Annotated in this window: 7 protein-coding genes, 13 tRNA genes, 3 rRNA genes and 1 riboswitch; of the genes, 4 read left to right on the forward strand and 19 right to left on the reverse strand. The window is 48.3% G+C overall.

Annotated elements, in window-relative coordinates; genetic code table 11:
* Positions 1-33: 33 nt before the first annotated feature.
* Positions 34-1,221 carry a methionine adenosyltransferase gene (gene metK, locus KB236_05295; protein ID UIF30140.1) on the reverse strand — a complete coding sequence of 396 codons (1,188 nt, stop codon included), beginning with the start codon at positions 1,219-1,221 and terminating at the stop codon, positions 34-36.
* Positions 1,219-1,337, reverse strand: a riboswitch (SAM riboswitch). Its footprint overlaps the gene before it by 3 nt.
* Positions 1,338-1,466: 129 nt before the next feature.
* On the opposite strand from metK, the gene KB236_05300 reads away from it, so the two are divergent.
* Both KB236_05300 and KB236_05305 read left to right on the forward strand, forming a co-directional pair.
* Complete coding sequence (locus KB236_05300) at positions 1,467-2,174, forward strand: hypothetical protein (protein UIF30141.1); 708 nt, start codon at positions 1,467-1,469, stop codon at positions 2,172-2,174.
* 115 nt (positions 2,175-2,289) lie between these two features.
* Complete coding sequence (locus tag KB236_05305) at positions 2,290-2,634, forward strand: hypothetical protein (protein ID UIF30142.1); 345 nt, start codon at positions 2,290-2,292, stop codon at positions 2,632-2,634.
* 168 nt (positions 2,635-2,802) lie between these two features.
* Here KB236_05305 and KB236_05310 read toward each other — a convergent pair whose 3' ends face one another.
* Positions 2,803-3,366 (reverse strand): hypothetical protein, encoded by a 564-nt coding sequence (locus KB236_05310; GenBank protein UIF30295.1) that lies wholly within the window; start codon positions 3,364-3,366, stop codon positions 2,803-2,805.
* Positions 3,367-3,696: 330 nt separating this feature from the next.
* On the opposite strand from KB236_05310, the gene KB236_05315 reads away from it, so the two are divergent.
* Together KB236_05315 and KB236_05320 are read left to right on the forward strand one after the other, a co-directional pair.
* Positions 3,697-4,020, forward strand: coding sequence for a heavy metal-binding domain-containing protein (locus tag KB236_05315; GenBank protein ID UIF30296.1), 324 nt, complete (start codon positions 3,697-3,699; stop codon positions 4,018-4,020).
* A 385-nt stretch (positions 4,021-4,405) separates the two neighbouring features.
* The gene (locus KB236_05320; protein UIF30143.1) at positions 4,406-4,972 is read left to right on the forward strand and encodes a matrixin family metalloprotease; all 567 of its coding nucleotides are present in this window, start codon (positions 4,406-4,408) and stop codon (positions 4,970-4,972) included.
* A 1,461-nt stretch (positions 4,973-6,433) separates the two neighbouring features.
* Here the strand turns inward: KB236_05320 and KB236_05325 are convergent.
* From KB236_05325 to KB236_05405, 17 genes are all read right to left on the reverse strand, one after another.
* Positions 6,434-6,518 (reverse strand) — tRNA-Leu (locus KB236_05325).
* Positions 6,519-6,549: 31 nt separating this feature from the next.
* Positions 6,550-6,620 (reverse strand) — tRNA-Cys (locus KB236_05330).
* 59 nt (positions 6,621-6,679) lie between these two features.
* Positions 6,680-6,752 (reverse strand) — tRNA-His (locus tag KB236_05335).
* Positions 6,753-6,766: 14 nt separating this feature from the next.
* A tRNA-Trp gene (locus tag KB236_05340) sits at positions 6,767-6,837 on the reverse strand.
* Between the two features lie 7 nt (positions 6,838-6,844).
* Positions 6,845-6,927 (reverse strand) — tRNA-Tyr (locus tag KB236_05345).
* A 5-nt stretch (positions 6,928-6,932) separates the two neighbouring features.
* A tRNA-Phe gene (locus KB236_05350) sits at positions 6,933-7,005 on the reverse strand.
* A gap of 52 nt (positions 7,006-7,057) precedes the next feature.
* Positions 7,058-7,132: transfer RNA gene (locus KB236_05355), tRNA-Asp, on the reverse strand.
* Between the two features lie 18 nt (positions 7,133-7,150).
* A tRNA-Val gene (locus KB236_05360) sits at positions 7,151-7,223 on the reverse strand.
* 4 nt (positions 7,224-7,227) lie between these two features.
* Positions 7,228-7,300, reverse strand: a tRNA-Glu gene (locus KB236_05365).
* Positions 7,301-7,312: 12 nt separating this feature from the next.
* A tRNA-Ser gene (locus tag KB236_05370) sits at positions 7,313-7,403 on the reverse strand.
* A gap of 9 nt (positions 7,404-7,412) precedes the next feature.
* A tRNA-Asn gene (locus KB236_05375) sits at positions 7,413-7,485 on the reverse strand.
* A gap of 6 nt (positions 7,486-7,491) precedes the next feature.
* Positions 7,492-7,608, reverse strand: a 5S ribosomal RNA gene (gene rrf / locus KB236_05380).
* A gap of 72 nt (positions 7,609-7,680) precedes the next feature.
* Positions 7,681-10,596 (reverse strand): 23S ribosomal RNA (locus KB236_05385).
* A 169-nt stretch (positions 10,597-10,765) separates the two neighbouring features.
* Positions 10,766-10,838 (reverse strand) — tRNA-Ala (locus KB236_05390).
* Between the two features lie 22 nt (positions 10,839-10,860).
* A tRNA-Ile gene (locus KB236_05395) sits at positions 10,861-10,935 on the reverse strand.
* Between the two features lie 96 nt (positions 10,936-11,031).
* A 16S ribosomal RNA gene (locus KB236_05400) occupies positions 11,032-12,597 on the reverse strand.
* The 16S, 23S and 5S rRNA genes sit together here with 13 tRNA genes alongside, the layout of an rRNA operon.
* Before the next feature lie 627 nt (positions 12,598-13,224).
* Positions 13,225-15,288 (reverse strand): LTA synthase family protein, encoded by a 2,064-nt coding sequence (locus KB236_05405; protein UIF30144.1) that lies wholly within the window; start codon positions 15,286-15,288, stop codon positions 13,225-13,227.
* Positions 15,289-15,362: the final 74 nt, after the last annotated feature.

The following is a 15,362-nucleotide window of genomic DNA, read 5'->3' on the forward strand; positions in this document are numbered from 1 at the left end:
CAGGATTTCAATTTAAACGTTAATCAGCATGCTTTACTTGCAAGCAGCCTTCAAGGCATCAACCTTGTCCGTGTGTTCCCAAGGCAAGTCGATGTCGGTCCGACCAAAGTGGCCGTACGCAGCGGTTTGCTTGTAGATTGGCCGCTTCAAGTCTAACATCTTGATGATGCCAGCAGGACGCAGGTCAAAGAGTTGACGCACGGCCTGAGCTAATTTAGCTTCCGAAACGGTCCCGGTGCCAAACGTGTTGATGGAGACAGAAACGGGTTCAGCCACCCCAATCGCGTAGGCAATCTGCACTTCACATTCGCTGGCCAACTTGGCCGCCACGATGTTCTTGGCGATGTAACGGGCAGCGTAACTCGCTGAACGGTCCACCTTCGTGGCATCCTTACCGGAAAAGGCCCCACCACCATGGTGCGCAGCGCCACCATAAGTGTCCACGATGATCTTCCGGCCAGTCAAACCGGCATCCCCTTGAGGACCCCCGATGACGAAGCGGCCCGTAGGATTAATGAAGTACTTGGTCTGATCATCCAACAGCTTGGCTGGAATCACGTCTTTAACGACCTTGTCGATCACGTCTTGACGAATCTGATCCAACGTCACGTCGGGATCGTGTTGCGTGCTCAAGACGACCGTGTCGACACGTAATGGCTTGCCATCATCATCGTATTCAACGGTGACTTCCGCCTTAGCGTCTGGCCGTAAATAATCAATGGTACCCATCTTCCGCAAGCTAGCAATCCGCCGCATTAGAGCGTGACTGAGCGTAATTGGTAGAGGCATCAATTCTGGTGTCTCATCGATGGCGTAACCAAACATTAACCCTTGGTCACCTGCACCAATCTTATCTAATGGATCTTCGTCCCCTTCACGCGTTTCGTAGGAGTCATCGACCCCTTGCGCAATGTCGGGTGATTGTTCGTCGATGGCGACTAAGACGGCACAGTTGTCACCGTCGAAGCCATATTGGCCATCCGTGTATCCAATTTCTTTAATGGTCTGACGGACCACCTTTTGGATGTCCACGTAAGCCTTGGTTGAGATTTCACCGAAGACCAGCACCAAGCCGGTCGTCACGGAAGTCTCGCAGGCCACCCGTGAATCCGGATCCTGAGCCAGTAAGGCGTCCAAGATGGCGTCACTGATCTGATCAGCGATTTTATCTGGATGGCCTTCTGAGACGGATTCTGATGTAAATAAATGTCGTTCTTGCAATGGATATTCCCCCTAGATAGTGTTGACGACGAGTTGACCGATAATCTCGCGTCAGTCGGTTACAAGGCAGCTTCACGTGATCCGTGAATCCTATCGGGAATTGACTCATAACTTAAGCATTCTAACATATATCACGGGTGGTTAAAAGAAAGCTTGCCGTTTTTTTGAAAAGAATGATTGACCACGCACAAAACAATATCTATTATAAAAGACAATACTAATATTTGTTGAAATGGAGCGATTCCATGACCACAATCATGGCCTTCTTTAAAAATCGAACGGTCCAGCAGCTGTTCATCTTTGCCTTTTTTCAAAATATCCTCTGGTGGGTCGCCGGGTCGACCGCGGCGACGGGCACGCCCCTGGCTACCGATGTCAAAATCTACCTCGGCGGATACGGGATGCTACTGGCAGCCGGCTACTTTCTGATCCTAAAACGCCATTTTCAATCCCACATCGGGCCAATTCTCGTGGTGGCTGCCGCCACGCTGGGGTTTCTGGCGGCGCCACACGACCACCTGATTCAGCTATACGCGCTACTACTCTGCGTGTTTTTGGTGCTCGCGTGCATCCCCCAATTAGGTCTACAATCCGCTTATGGCCTCGTGGTCTTTAGCTTTCTGGCAGGCTGTGGCGTTCCGGTAATTCTCTTCTTTCTACGAAATCATTACCTGGCAACCCAATTTCTCCTACCGTTAATTCCCCTCGTCGCCAGCTACCTGCTCTTCTTCGAGCGCGACTACTTGCCCGCCGAACGCGATTGGCGATGGACGCTGGTGACACCAGCCGTCATGTTAATCGCCCTGCTCTTTTTGGACTTGTCTTGGCGGGTCCTGTTCGCCGCAATCTTTGCTCTGGCCTATTGGTGGTTGCAGCCCAAGATCAACGACCGTTATCAACTGGTCACGACCAGCGTCGTCCAATTACTTCTCGGCCTACTAATTTTTAACTAGGCGGCTAACGATTTAGTTATGTAATTTTAAAGTTTCGCTAAGCTCGGCGGCAATCGGTCCCGTTCGGTGAATTCCCGTGTTAAAATGGGGCATCATTGAAATTGGAGGAACTCCTATGCCTGAAATCAAAGTGATCGGTGACATCCTCAGCGGTAAATTTCAGCCCACGCTAACTGGAAACACCATTGTCGACGCTGCCCTGATCGATCGCTTTTGTCAGAGCCTAATCACGGCTTTATCCCTATCTCCACAATCAGTTCAAGCCGAACACCACTGGGATCTGGTGGTTGACCCGACTACTATCTACGTCGTTGATGAGCACATTCTTAACGCTAGCGGCCATCAACATCGCCTGGCGAATATTGTCCCGGTGAGCCACACTGAGCTCCTACGTGGCCAAATTGGGGCGACTAAGCGGCGATTAGCGACAATTTTAGCAGCCCAGTCATCGGCAAACTAATGAATCCAACCGGCATGAAAATAGCGGTTGGATTTTTTCTTTACCTCTTTTTTGACTTGCGTTCACGCGAAACGTGAGCCAAGGGACGTTTGATGCGCCCCTTAGCCCACGTTTCAATTACCAACTCAGCGGTTCAACTTAACTATCGTGCGCAATCCGGCTCACGCTTTAGGTGAAATCCTTGATGTGCAACAACGAACCCCGTAGCCATAATGACCGGACTTCCAATCGCTGCTGGAGTAACATAAGTCCGTCGACCAGCTGACAGGGCCGACCGTCGACGTAAAATTGCGATTTTTTCCAATACAGATGCTGATTTTGAATGTCAAACGTCCGTCTGATCTTGTACCCGAAGTTGGTGTAGGTCAGCGTCTCGACCGCAGTCCCCTGCTCAACAACGCACTGGTCGGCCTGTAAGAGTTCTGCGGCGGGAAAAGAGAACTTGCGATGCGACTTACGGTCCCAGAATTCTAACTGATAGGTCGCCGCCACGGACTGCTGGAGGAAGTGTCCCACGTGTCGAAAGAAGTTCAGCCGAAAGTGGGTCAAATCGGTGACGTCGCGGTAAAACAAGCGCTGATGATGGTAATTATCCAAAGGTTCACGTAGCTGGCGTTCAACTTCAATCGTCAATTGTCGATGGGCCTGGCGAGAAGCGAGGAAGCGGTCGATCACATCGCGATCCTGAGCTGTTAAGGGCTGATTACGCGTCTCGTTCGGGAATAAGGTCAATTGCTCATTGGCGTCAGTTGTCATAGTTACTCCTTTTTCGGGCCTCTTAAGCAGGCCTCCATAATCTTACTTTAGCACGTCGGACGTACAATTAACAATTGATATTGTTTGCGTTCTGTCTTACATATCTGATTAATGCGCAGATTATGCATTTTTACACGGTGGCTACGGGATTTTAACTGCATGAACAGTCAATTATCGCTTATTCATGCAGAAAAAATTGTCGTGGCACTCGTCAAAATTCATGGCGATCACTTCGGATTTTGATTCAGTTGTAATTACCGGCTAATACCGGTAACATGATGGTCAAGAACCCTAAGGAGGATACTGATTATGCCAGAAATTTTAGTCACCACCACGGAAAAGATTCCCGGACAGGACTACGAGGTATTGGGCGAGGTCTTCGGCCTGACGACGCAGTCTAAGAACATCATGCGAAACATCGGCGCGTCACTCAAAAACGTCGTGGGCGGTGAGATCAAGGACTACACCAAAATGTTGAATGAATCGCGAAATATTGCCATCGAACGGTTACGGGCCAATGCGATTGCCATGGGCGCCGATGCCGTGGTCATGATGCGTTTTGATTCCGGTTCCATTGGCACGGACATGCAATCCGTGGCCGCTTACGGGACCGCCGTGAAATATCGATAATTGCCCCACATTCGGTAAAGTGTTACTATAGAATGTTCGTTACATTCGAAATATAATTAACTTAATAAAAAGAGCAGTTAAAGTGACTCTATAAAAAGAGTTCTACTTTATCTGCTCTTTTTTTGCGTGTTTTCAATTTTTAGAAAGCGCTTTTTCGATAATTTTACAAGTGGCCACAATGCCTAATGTGTAACGCTTTTCGCGGTGTTACAGGTCTTTTTCGACCATTTATATCCACATCGACAAGATTGTCCCCCGAAAACTATCCACACTCGACATTATGGCATAACACCTCTTCCACTCCCCGTTCTATACTGACGATAGTCAATAAGATATTACACAACCGAATTGTAAAACGTTCGGAAATAAGAAAGAGGTCATTCAAATGTTAAAGAAAGTTGTTAAATGGACAGTTTTAGTCGTTGCCACCATCGTCTTAACTCTGGCCAGTTTCAGTTCCACGATCTTCGCTTCCGCTAGCAAGCCCACACCATCTTGGGGGAGCTGGGATGATACTACGATTACTTACAAGACCAACACCTCTTCTAAGTACTACAAGAGTGTTTGGAAGAACGCCGTTAAGCGTTGGAACAAGGTCGGCGTTGTTCAGTTAAAGGCTGCTAAGAGCGGTGAAAAGGCTGACATCACCTTAACTTCTTCCAAGTCATTAAGCACCAAGAGCGGCAAGTTGGCCGGTTACACGAACTACTCTTACTTAAAGAAAAGCGATAACAACCAGATCGTTTCCGCCAAGTCCACGTTGAACCGGAGTCTCTTAACCAAGTACGGTTACACCAAGAGTCAACGGACCAACGTTGCCACCCATGAAATTGGCCATGCTTTAGGCCTGAGCCACTCCGGTGACAAGTCCAGCGTGATGTACGCTTCCGACCGTTACGCTTCCATCGACCATCAAGACAAGGTTGGTTTACAAGACGCCTACAACGCTTAAAACATCTAACAACAAACTTTCTTATTTGACTGACAGACTCTAGCTTGTCCGGCTAGAGTCTTTTTTTGCGCCACAATAAGGGGTCATAGACGCCATCCCGTCAGACGGTCATAAACGCTTGTTGGTGGGCTTTTTCTAGGGGTGCCGTCATTTGTCAAGGTTGCTGTTCCACGGTAGTTAACGGCTGGTTGGCTAAGGTCATGGCACGTGCTCTGCCCCCCATTCATTAGCGCTCATTATGCTAATCACCTGGACAGTTCTTTCCTATTTAATTTGCTATTTATCGGTAAGCTTTGATACGTCCCTATATCTCCGGTGAAAGAGCGCGGAGAAGACTTTCCGACTGCTAATCCCCTTCCCACCCACTAGGACCTGTTGTGCCTTGTAACGTATCCTATAGCTTTAACCTACCACGCAATTGTCTAGGTCAATCCCGCTTGATCAGCACCCGCTTAGATAGCCGATTGGGCCGTATGACTCTCACTACCTACGTGCGAGCGTAAACAGAAATGGCCTGCCCTCAAAACTCGAGGACAGGTCATTTCTTCCAATATGACTATTCGTAGAAACGAAGACGCCTAACACCCACATGGACAAAGCTCAATTGGGTGGTTACTTGCTTTTGCTGAACAACGTGACTAGAAGCAGCGTACCCGTGACCAGGGGACCGAACAGTATCAGTAAGAAGCTTATCAATAGGTGTTCACAGAATATGTAGATCAGACTAAAAACTTCACCAATGCTTCGCGTGGTCCCTATTGCGTAGTACCAGGGATACGCGGGTATACCATTTGATGTCGAGGTTCTGTTTTTACCACGCCTAATAAACAAGTATCCCAATTTTCCCCGTAACCATGGATAACACAATAACCAGCTTAGAAATATCCAGACAGTATAGGGGGTTATCGGAACTAACCACCCATTCTTAGTATGTTGCGTATTCCAAGTTAGCAGAATTATCATTAAAAATGCCCCGTAAAGTAAGAATAACAAGTATCTCAGCACGCTTTTCATGATTTCACTTTCTTCCCCTAAAGATTGTCTAGTTCCCTACAGATCACGTTTCCCTTACTCAATCGCATCATAAACTTTTCTTTGGCTTCCAAATTGCTCTCTACCGTTCATAAATTATATAATATGCTCAACCTACTCAGCGTGCTTTTCCAATACCCGATCCGCTGTTTTCTCTACCATATTCCTTGCGCTCACTCCCTATCACAATTTCGTAGCAAGGAACCATCAGGTACAGTTAAGAGCTAACTGAAGCCCAGGATAAAGGCGTATAGTTTCGCTCCCCTCACCTTAGCCTCCACAGCCGAATGAAGATGCTTGACCACGGCTACTAGCCCGGATCGTTTGTGCGGAGACATAGGCGAACATTTTAACCGTTAAAAAAAACGACAAACATTGATTTCTCAACGTTTGTCGCATCTTTATGAAGACCGAACATGTTCTTTGTGATACCGGAGGTGGGGTTCGAACCCACACGACCTCAACGGTCACTGGATTTTGAGTCCAGCGCGTCTGCCAGTTCCGCCACTCCGGCAAAAAAATACTGATTGGATACACCCAGTCAAAGGTGGTAATCGGATTCGAACCGACGATGAAGGTTTTGCAGACCTCTGCCTTACCACTTGGCTATACCACCATAATCGCCTATCCAATCTGACTGGACCAGCTGAAATACTTCAAGATGCCCCAATCTAGGGCGGTATGTGGGAATCGAACCCACGCGTGCCGGAACCACAATCCGGTGTGTTAACCCCTTCACCAATACCGCCATCACATTACAAACAGGGATAGTAGGAGTTGAACCCACATCGACGGTTTTGGAGACCGTTGTTCTACCATTGAACTATATCCCTATAATGATGGTGGGGAGTGGATTCGAACCACCGAACCCGAAGGAGCGGATTTACAGTCCGCCGCGTTTAGCCAGACTTCGCTACCCCACCATAAATGGCGCGGGACGGAATCGAACCGCCGACACATGGAGCTTCAATCCATTGCTCTACCAACTGAGCTACCGAGCCATACCATCATGTAATATGTTTGTTGTGTATTAAATTGTTAATAACATAACAACGGTCCGTACGAGACTCGAACTCGTGATCTCCTGCGTGACAGGCAGGCGTCCTAAACCAACTAGACCAACGGACCATAATGTATTATGTTATATGGAGGATACAGGGCTCGAACCTGTGACCCTCTGCTTGTAAGGCAGACGCTCTCCCAACTGAGCTAATCCTCCAAAATGACCCGTACGGGATTCGAACCCATGTTACCGCCGTGAAAGGGCGGTGTCTTAAACCACTTGACCAACGGGTCATACTTATGAAACGGAGAGTGAGGGATTCGAACCCTCGAAACAGGTTAGTACCCGTTTACAGCATTTCCAATGCTGCTCCTTCAGCCACTCGGACAACTCTCCATTATTAAGCTCCGGCAGGCGGGCTCGAACCGTCGACAACCTGATTAACAGTCAGGTGCTCTACCAACTGAGCTATGCCGGAATAATCGCGTGGCAACGTCCTATCCTCGCAGGGGGCGATCCCCCAACTACTATCGGCGTGCTAAAGCTTAACTTCCGTGTTCGGCATGGGAACGGGTGTATCCTTTAGGCTATCGCCACCACACTACTGAGAGCTTATTCTCTCAAAACTAGACATCATCAATTACTTTCCAACGGAAACAACCACGTTTTCAACTTGGTTAAGTCCTCGACCGATTAGTACTGGTCCGCTCCACGCCTCACGGCGCTGCTACTTCCAGCCTATCTACCTGATCATCTCTCAGGGGTCTTACTTCCATATAGGAATGGGAAATCTCATCTCGAGGCGAGTTTCACACTTAGATGCTTTCAGCGTTTATCTCATCCATACATAGCTACCCAGCGATGCGCCTGGCGGCACAACTGGTACACCAGCGGTATGTCCATCCCGGTCCTCTCGTACTAAGGACAGCTCCTCTCAAATTTCCTACGCCCGCGACGGATAGGGACCGAACTGTCTCACGACGTTCTGAACCCAGCTCGCGTACCGCTTTAATGGGCGAACAGCCCAACCCTTGGGACCGACTACAGCCCCAGGATGCGATGAGCCGACATCGAGGTGCCAAACCTCCCGTCGATGTGGACTCTTGGGGGAGATAAGCCTGTTATCCCCAGGGTAGCTTTTATCCGTTGAGCGATGGCCCTTCCATACGGTACCACCGGATCACTAAGCCCGACTTTCGTCCCTGCTCGACCTGTCTGTCTCGCAGTCAAGCTCTCTTCTGCCTTTACACTCGACGAATGATTTCCAACCATTCTGAGAGAACCTTTGGGCGCCTCCGTTACTTTTTAGGAGGCGACCGCCCCAGTCAAACTGCCCACCTGACACTGTCTCCCACCACGATTAGTGGTGTGGGTTAGAGTGTTCACACAGCGAGGGTCGTATCCCACCAGCGCCTCACTCGAAACTAGCGTTCCGAGTTCTACGGCTCCGACCTATCCTGTACAAGCTGTGTCAACACCCAATATCAAGCTACAGTAAAGCTCCATGGGGTCTTTCCGTCCTGTCGCGGGTAACCTGCATCTTCACAGGTAATATAATTTCACCGAGTCTCTCGTTGAGACAGTGCCCAGATCGTTACGCCTTTCGTGCGGGTCGGAACTTACCCGACAAGGAATTTCGCTACCTTAGGACCGTTATAGTTACGGCCGCCGTTTACTGGGGCTTCATTTCTGGGCTTCGCCGAAGCTAACTCATCCACTTAACCTTCCAGCACCGGGCAGGCGTCAGCCCCTATACGTCATCTTACGATTTTGCAGAAACCTGTGTTTTTGATAAACAGTCGCCTGGGCCTTTTCACTGCGGCTACACTTGCGTGTAGCACCCCTTCTCCCGAAGTTACGGGGTCATTTTGCCGAGTTCCTTAACGAGAGTTCACTCGCTCACCTTAGGATACTCTCCTCGACTACCTGTGTCGGTTTGCGGTACGGGTAATTAATCACTAACTAGAAGCTTTTCTCGGCAGTGTGACATCTGGCGCTTCCCTACTAAAATTCGGTCCTCGTCACGCCTTGTCCTTAGCGATAAGCATTTAACTCATCGCCAGACTTGACGCTTGAACACACATTTCCAATCGTGTGCACACCATAGCCTCCTGCGTCCCTCCATCGTTCAAACATGATTAACTAGTACAGGAATATCAACCTGTTATCCATCGCCTACGCTTCTCAGCCTCGGCTTAGGTCCCGACTAACCCTGGGAGGACGAGCCTTCCCAGGAAACCTTAGTCATTCGGTGGATCAGATTCTCACTGATCTTTCGCTACTCATACCGGCATTCTCACTTCTAAGCGCTCCACTAGTCCTTGCGGTCTAGCTTCGTTGCCCTTAGAACGCTCTCCTATCACGCGACCTATTGGTCGCATCCACAATTTCGGTAACATGCTTAGCCCCGGTATATTTTCGGCGCGGGATCACTCGGCTAGTGAGCTATTACGCACTCTTTAAATGGTGGCTGCTTCTGAGCCAACATCCTAGCTGTCTATGCAACTCCACATCCTTTTCCACTCAGCATGTATTTAGGGACCTTAATTGGTGGTCTGGGCTGTTCCCTTTCGACGGTGGATCTTATCACTCATCGTCTGACTCCCGGATATAAATCTGTGGCATTCGGAGTTTATCTGAATTCAGTAACCCATGACGGGCCCCTAGTCCAAACAGTGGCTCTACCTCCACGATTCTTAACTCCGAGGCTAACCCTAAAGCTATTTCGGAGAGAACCAGCTATCTCCAAGTTCGTTTGGAATTTCACCGCTATCCACACCTCATCCCAGCATTTTTCAACATACACGGGTTCGGTCCTCCAGTGCGCTTTACCGCACCTTCAACCTGGACATGGATAGGTCACCTGGTTTCGGGTCTACGTCAATTTACTGAAACGCCCGTTTCAGACTCGCTTTCGCTACGGCTCCGGTCTTTCCACCTTAACCTTGCAAATTAACGTAACTCGCCGGTTCATTCTACAAAAGGCACGCTATCACCCATTAACGGGCTCTAACTAATTGTAGGCACATGGTTTCAGGAACTATTTCACTCCGCTTCCGCGGTGCTTTTCACCTTTCCCTCACGGTACTGGTTCACTATCGGTCACTAGGGAGTATTTAGCCTTGGGAGATGGTCCTCCCGGATTCCGACCACGTTTCACGTGTGTGGCCGTACTCAGGATACTGAACTGAGGGTCAACGATTTCATCTACGGGGGTATCACCCTCTGTGCCGAGCCTTCCCAGACTCTTCGATTATCATTGACTTTGGTAACTCAAATGTTCAGTCCTACAACCCCAAAGAGCAAGCTCTTTGGTTTGGGCTATTCCCCGTTCGCTCGCCGCTACTTAGGGAATCGATTTTTCTTTCTATTCCTGTGGGTACTTAGATGTTTCAGTTCCCCACGTCTGCCTCAACTCAAGTATGTATTCCCTGAGTTGTAATTACTGATTAAAGTAATTGGGTTTCCCCATTCGGAAATCTCCGGATCAAAGCTTACGTACAGCTCCCCGAAGCATATCGGTGTTAGTCCCGTCCTTCATCGGCTCCTAGTACCAAGGCATCCACCATGCGCCCTTCATAACTTAACCTAACGATTACGTCGTAATCGCTGATTAATTGAGTATTAGCGATATAAACTAATTAAAAAACTCAAAAATACGCAGTTGTTTCTCGGTTTAATTATCTTAATAATTAAAGGAAAATAATTGATAATATCTAGTTTTCAAAGAACAAATTCCTTGGCACTTTACGTGCCAATGGAGAATAGCGGGATCGAACCGCTGACCCCCTGCTTGCAAAGCAGGTGCTCTCCCATCTGAGCTAATTCCCCAAAATGATGACCTTGCGGTCAATGGGCATAAATGGACTCGAACCATCGACCTCACGCTTATCAGGCGTGCGCTCTAAACCAGCTGAGCTATACGCCCAAAATCATTTAGCAAAATCATATAATTATGAGAGTAGACCTCTCAAAACTGACCATTGTTTCGACAAAGTATGTGTAGCCTCCGTATATTCCTTAGAAAGGAGGTGATCCAGCCGCAGGTTCTCCTACGGCTACCTTGTTACGACTTCACCCTAATCATCTGTCCCACCTTAGACGGCTGACTCCCGAAGGTTATCTCACCGGCTTTGGGTGTTACAAACTCTCATGGTGTGACGGGCGGTGTGTACAAGGCCCGGGAACGTATTCACCGTGGCATGCTGATCCGCGATTACTAGCGATTCCAACTTCATGTAGGCGAGTTGCAGCCTACAATCCGAACTGAGAACGGCTTTAAGAGATTAGCTTGGCCTCACGACTTCGCGACTCGTTGTACCGTCCATTGTAGCACGTGTGTAGCCCAGGTCATAAGGGGCATGATGATTTGACGTCATCCCCACCTTCCTCCGGTTTGTCACCGGCAGTCTCACCAGAGTGCCCAACTGAATGCTGGCAACTGATAATAAGGGTTGCGCTCGTTGCGGGACTTAACCCAACATCTCACGACACGAGCTGACGACAACCATGCACCACCTGTCATTCTGTCCCCGAAGGGAACGTCTTATCTCTAAGATTGGCAGAAGATGTCAAGACCTGGTAAGGTTCTTCGCGTAGCTTCGAATTAAACCACATGCTCCACCGCTTGTGCGGGCCCCCGTCAATTCCTTTGAGTTTCAACCTTGCGGTCGTACTCCCCAGGCGGAGTGCTTAATGCGTTAGCTACGGCACTGAAGGGCGGAAACCCTCCAACACCTAGCACTCATCGTTTACGGCATGGACTACCAGGGTATCTAATCCTGTTTGCTACCCATGCTTTCGAGCCTCAGCGTCAGTTACAGACTAGACAGCCGCCTTCGCCACTGGTGTTCTTCCATATATCTACGCATTCCACCGCTACACATGGAGTTCCACTGTCCTCTTCTGCACTCAAGTCTCCCAGTTTCCGATGCACTTCTCCGGTTAAGCCGAAGGCTTTCACATCAGACTTAAGAAACCGCCTGCGCTCGCTTTACGCCCAATAAATCCGGACAACGCTTGCCACCTACGTATTACCGCGGCTGCTGGCACGTAGTTAGCCGTGGCTTTCTGGTTAAATACCGTCAACTCCTGAACAGTTACTCTCAGGAGTGTTCTTCTTTAACAACAGAGTTTTACGAGCCGAAACCCTTCTTCACTCACGCGGCATTGCTCCATCAGACTTTCGTCCATTGTGGAAGATTCCCTACTGCTGCCTCCCGTAGGAGTTTGGGCCGTGTCTCAGTCCCAATGTGGCCGATTACCCTCTCAGGTCGGCTACGTATCATTGTCTTGGTGGGCCTTTACCTCACCAACTAACTAATACGCCGCGGGTCCATCCAGAAGTGATAGCCGAAACCACCTTTCAAACAAAAACCATGCGGTTTTTGTTGTTATACGGTATTAGCACCTGTTTCCAAGTGTTATCCCCTGCTTCTGGGCAAGTTACCCACGTGTTACTCACCAGTTCGCCACTCGCTTCATTGTTGAAATCAGTGCAAGCACGTCAATTAACGGAAGCTCGTTCGACTTGCATGTATTAGGCATGCCGCCAGCGTTCGTCCTGAGCCAGGATCAAACTCTCATCTTATAGATGATGTGCTTGAATAGCTCATCGATTGTTGTTACATTTTTAAAAGCGAATTGACTTCGCAAATATTGTTTGGGTTTGATATAAATATCAAACCGCCCTACACATATTTGGTTTGTCGAAACAATGTTCAGTTTTCAAAGGTCTACCAAGTTATCTAATGAAGCATTTGCTCCGTGACAACTTTTAAAGTATATCATGCTGTCAATTTACTGTCAACTGATTTTTTCAATATATTTTGAATAAATATTGAATTTTGGAAGCTCAGTTGAATAAATATTCTCAACAACGATTACTACTATATCAATTATCAATCAGACCGTCAAGCCTTTTTTTAAATTAATTATGTCGCAATCTTTCGTTGCTGTTACAATGTTTGTCCTGTAAATGACAACAGAAAATAGTTTACCAATATCTGCGACTATGGTCAAGTAAAAAATGAATATTTACTGAAATTAGTTTGATGTTTTATGCGAAAGCCCGTCACACCGGCACTTCCACTCCTGTAAAAATACCCATTCTGATCACCCCACTACCCCCACGTACTCACACTGGTCTAGCTCGGAAACCCATTAATCTACCAAAAAAGCCGCAATCACCGTTAAGTGATCACGACCCTTAATCAATCTATTTTAATTCTGGCGCATCCGTCTTATAGTCCGACACGGTACTCTTACCATTGTTCTTCGCCAAAACACTGGTCTTTTCCGACTTCTCTGCGTCCGCTAAACGTTCCATCGCCGGCTTCAGCTTATAGGTAAAGGACGTCTTGTCCACCTTCTTAAAGCCCTTCGGTGTGTAGAACCGTAGCAGGTCACCGTAGATAACCCGATCGGATAAGGACAGTTCCGTCGTGACATGGTTTTGAAGCTTGGCAACTGCCTTCTTCTGCGCCGCCGTCAACTCCAAGACTTTCCCCGTCTGCGTATCGTAGACGGTGCCCCCTACCTTGGTATACTTCGGCGAAACAAAGTTACCGTCACGGAAGGCCACCGTTTGATTCCGATTCTTAGCCAAGAGATCTTGCCCAAACTGAATCGTATCCGTGTTCTTAACGCCTAACAGATCCAGCAAGGTCGGCAGGACATCAATCTCACCACCATAGGTATGATTAATGCCCCCCTTGAGTCCATTGGCGTGAATCATGAATGGCACCTTCTGGAATTGGGCCAAGTCATAGCTGGTAACCTTGCTCTTGCCCAACAGCTGCGCAATCGCGGGACGGTGGTTGTTCGAAATACCATAGTGGTCCCCATAGGCCACGATCACACTATTCTTATACAACCCGACCTTCTTCAGGTAGCTCAAGAACTCGGCAAAGGATTGATCGAGGTAGTGGGCCGTCTGCACGTAAGGGTCCACCGTCTTATCCCCCGTCTTAGTTGCTGGGAAGTCCGTGTTCTTCTTATCCAACTCATAGGGATAATGGTTTGTCAGCGTAATCAGCTTCGCATAAAATGGCTGCGGTAACTGCTCAATATACTTAGCCGACTGTTTGAAGAAGATCTTATCCTTCAAACCATAGCCGACACTATACCCCGGTTTCTCCGTATAGTAGCTGGAGCTAAAGAAGTATTGATATCCCCAGGACTTGTACGTGTTATCCCGGTTCCAGAAGCTGGGAACATCCCCATGGAATGCCGCCGTCGTATAGCCGTCCTCTTGACTCAGGATCGCTGGGGCCGCCTGGAACGTGTTCTGCGTCCCATAGGTGGTCATCGCCGAACCCTGTGGCAGGCCAAACAGAGAGTTTTCCAACATCATTTCAGCATCGGAGGTCTTCCCTTGGGCCACCTGATTATAGAAGTTATCAAATGACAGGGTATTATTGTTATGGTAGAACTTATTCAACGTCGGGGTGACTTCCTTCCCGTCAACCTTGTAGTCGATCAGGAATTGTTGGAAACTCTCCAAGTGAATGATGAAGACGTTCTTCCCCTTCTCCTTGCCATAGTATGACACGTTGGGACTAACCCGATTTTGCTTCAGATATTTCAGCACACTCTTCATGTCCGAGGCATTCGCACTCGCCCGCGTGGCACTCTCCTTTTGCGTCTGGTAGGCGTTAAAGGCCGCATACTCATTCAGGCCGAGATACTTCACGATATAGTTATTGTCAAATGTCCGGGTCAGAAGCCCCGTTCGATCGGCGTTCGCCATACCAAACTCCGCGAACATCAGAGCAAACGACAACACCGTCAGTGAGAAAGCGTACCGCCGCTTAAACGGTCGCGCATCAATCTTACTGACGTGCGTGGCCAGTAGAATAATTAAAACCACAATATCGACATAAACAAAAAAATCATACAAATGCGTAATCTGAGCCAGACTCTTACCCAGGTTATTGCCCACAGAACTAGAGCCCTTCATAATCCCAAAGGACAAGAAGTCCGAGAACTCTCGGTAGTAGACCACATTTGCAAAAATCCAGGTTGATTCCAGTACATCAATAATCAGCATCAACCAATAGGCTAATCGCCCCCGGAAATACAGGGCGATCCCGAACACCAACAGAGCGGCCGGTAGTGGGTTAATCAGCAGTAAAAACTGTTGAACACTCCCCTTAGCACCTAAAGTAAACTCGGTCTGATAGGCAATGTAAGTTTTTACCCAAAATAAAACGACGATTAAAAGGAAAAATCCCATCCGGGTATTTAACCAGTTCGTCTTTCGCTTAAAAAAGTTCGCCATTACGACTGCCTCCACATAGTAATTAACATCTCTCAAGTATAGCGGATATTGCGAGGTAATCAATCCGATTACAG

Origin of the sequence: Levilactobacillus brevis (assembly GCA_021383565.1) — a bacterium.
Classification (GTDB): domain Bacteria; phylum Bacillota; class Bacilli; order Lactobacillales; family Lactobacillaceae; genus Levilactobacillus; species Levilactobacillus brevis_B.

Excerpts from the sequence above, each read along its gene's own strand:
- KB236_05300 (UIF30141.1), top strand. The coding sequence starts at position 1,467 with ATGACCACAATCATGGCCTTCTTTAAAAATCGAACGGTCCAGCAGCTG.
- KB236_05305 (UIF30142.1), top strand. The coding sequence starts at position 2,290 with ATGCCTGAAATCAAAGTGATCGGTGACATCCTCAGCGGTAAATTTCAG.
- KB236_05320 (UIF30143.1), top strand. The coding sequence starts at position 4,406 with ATGTTAAAGAAAGTTGTTAAATGGACAGTTTTAGTCGTTGCCACCATC.
- KB236_05405 (UIF30144.1), bottom strand. The coding sequence starts at position 15,288 with ATGGCGAACTTTTTTAAGCGAAAGACGAACTGGTTAAATACCCGGATG.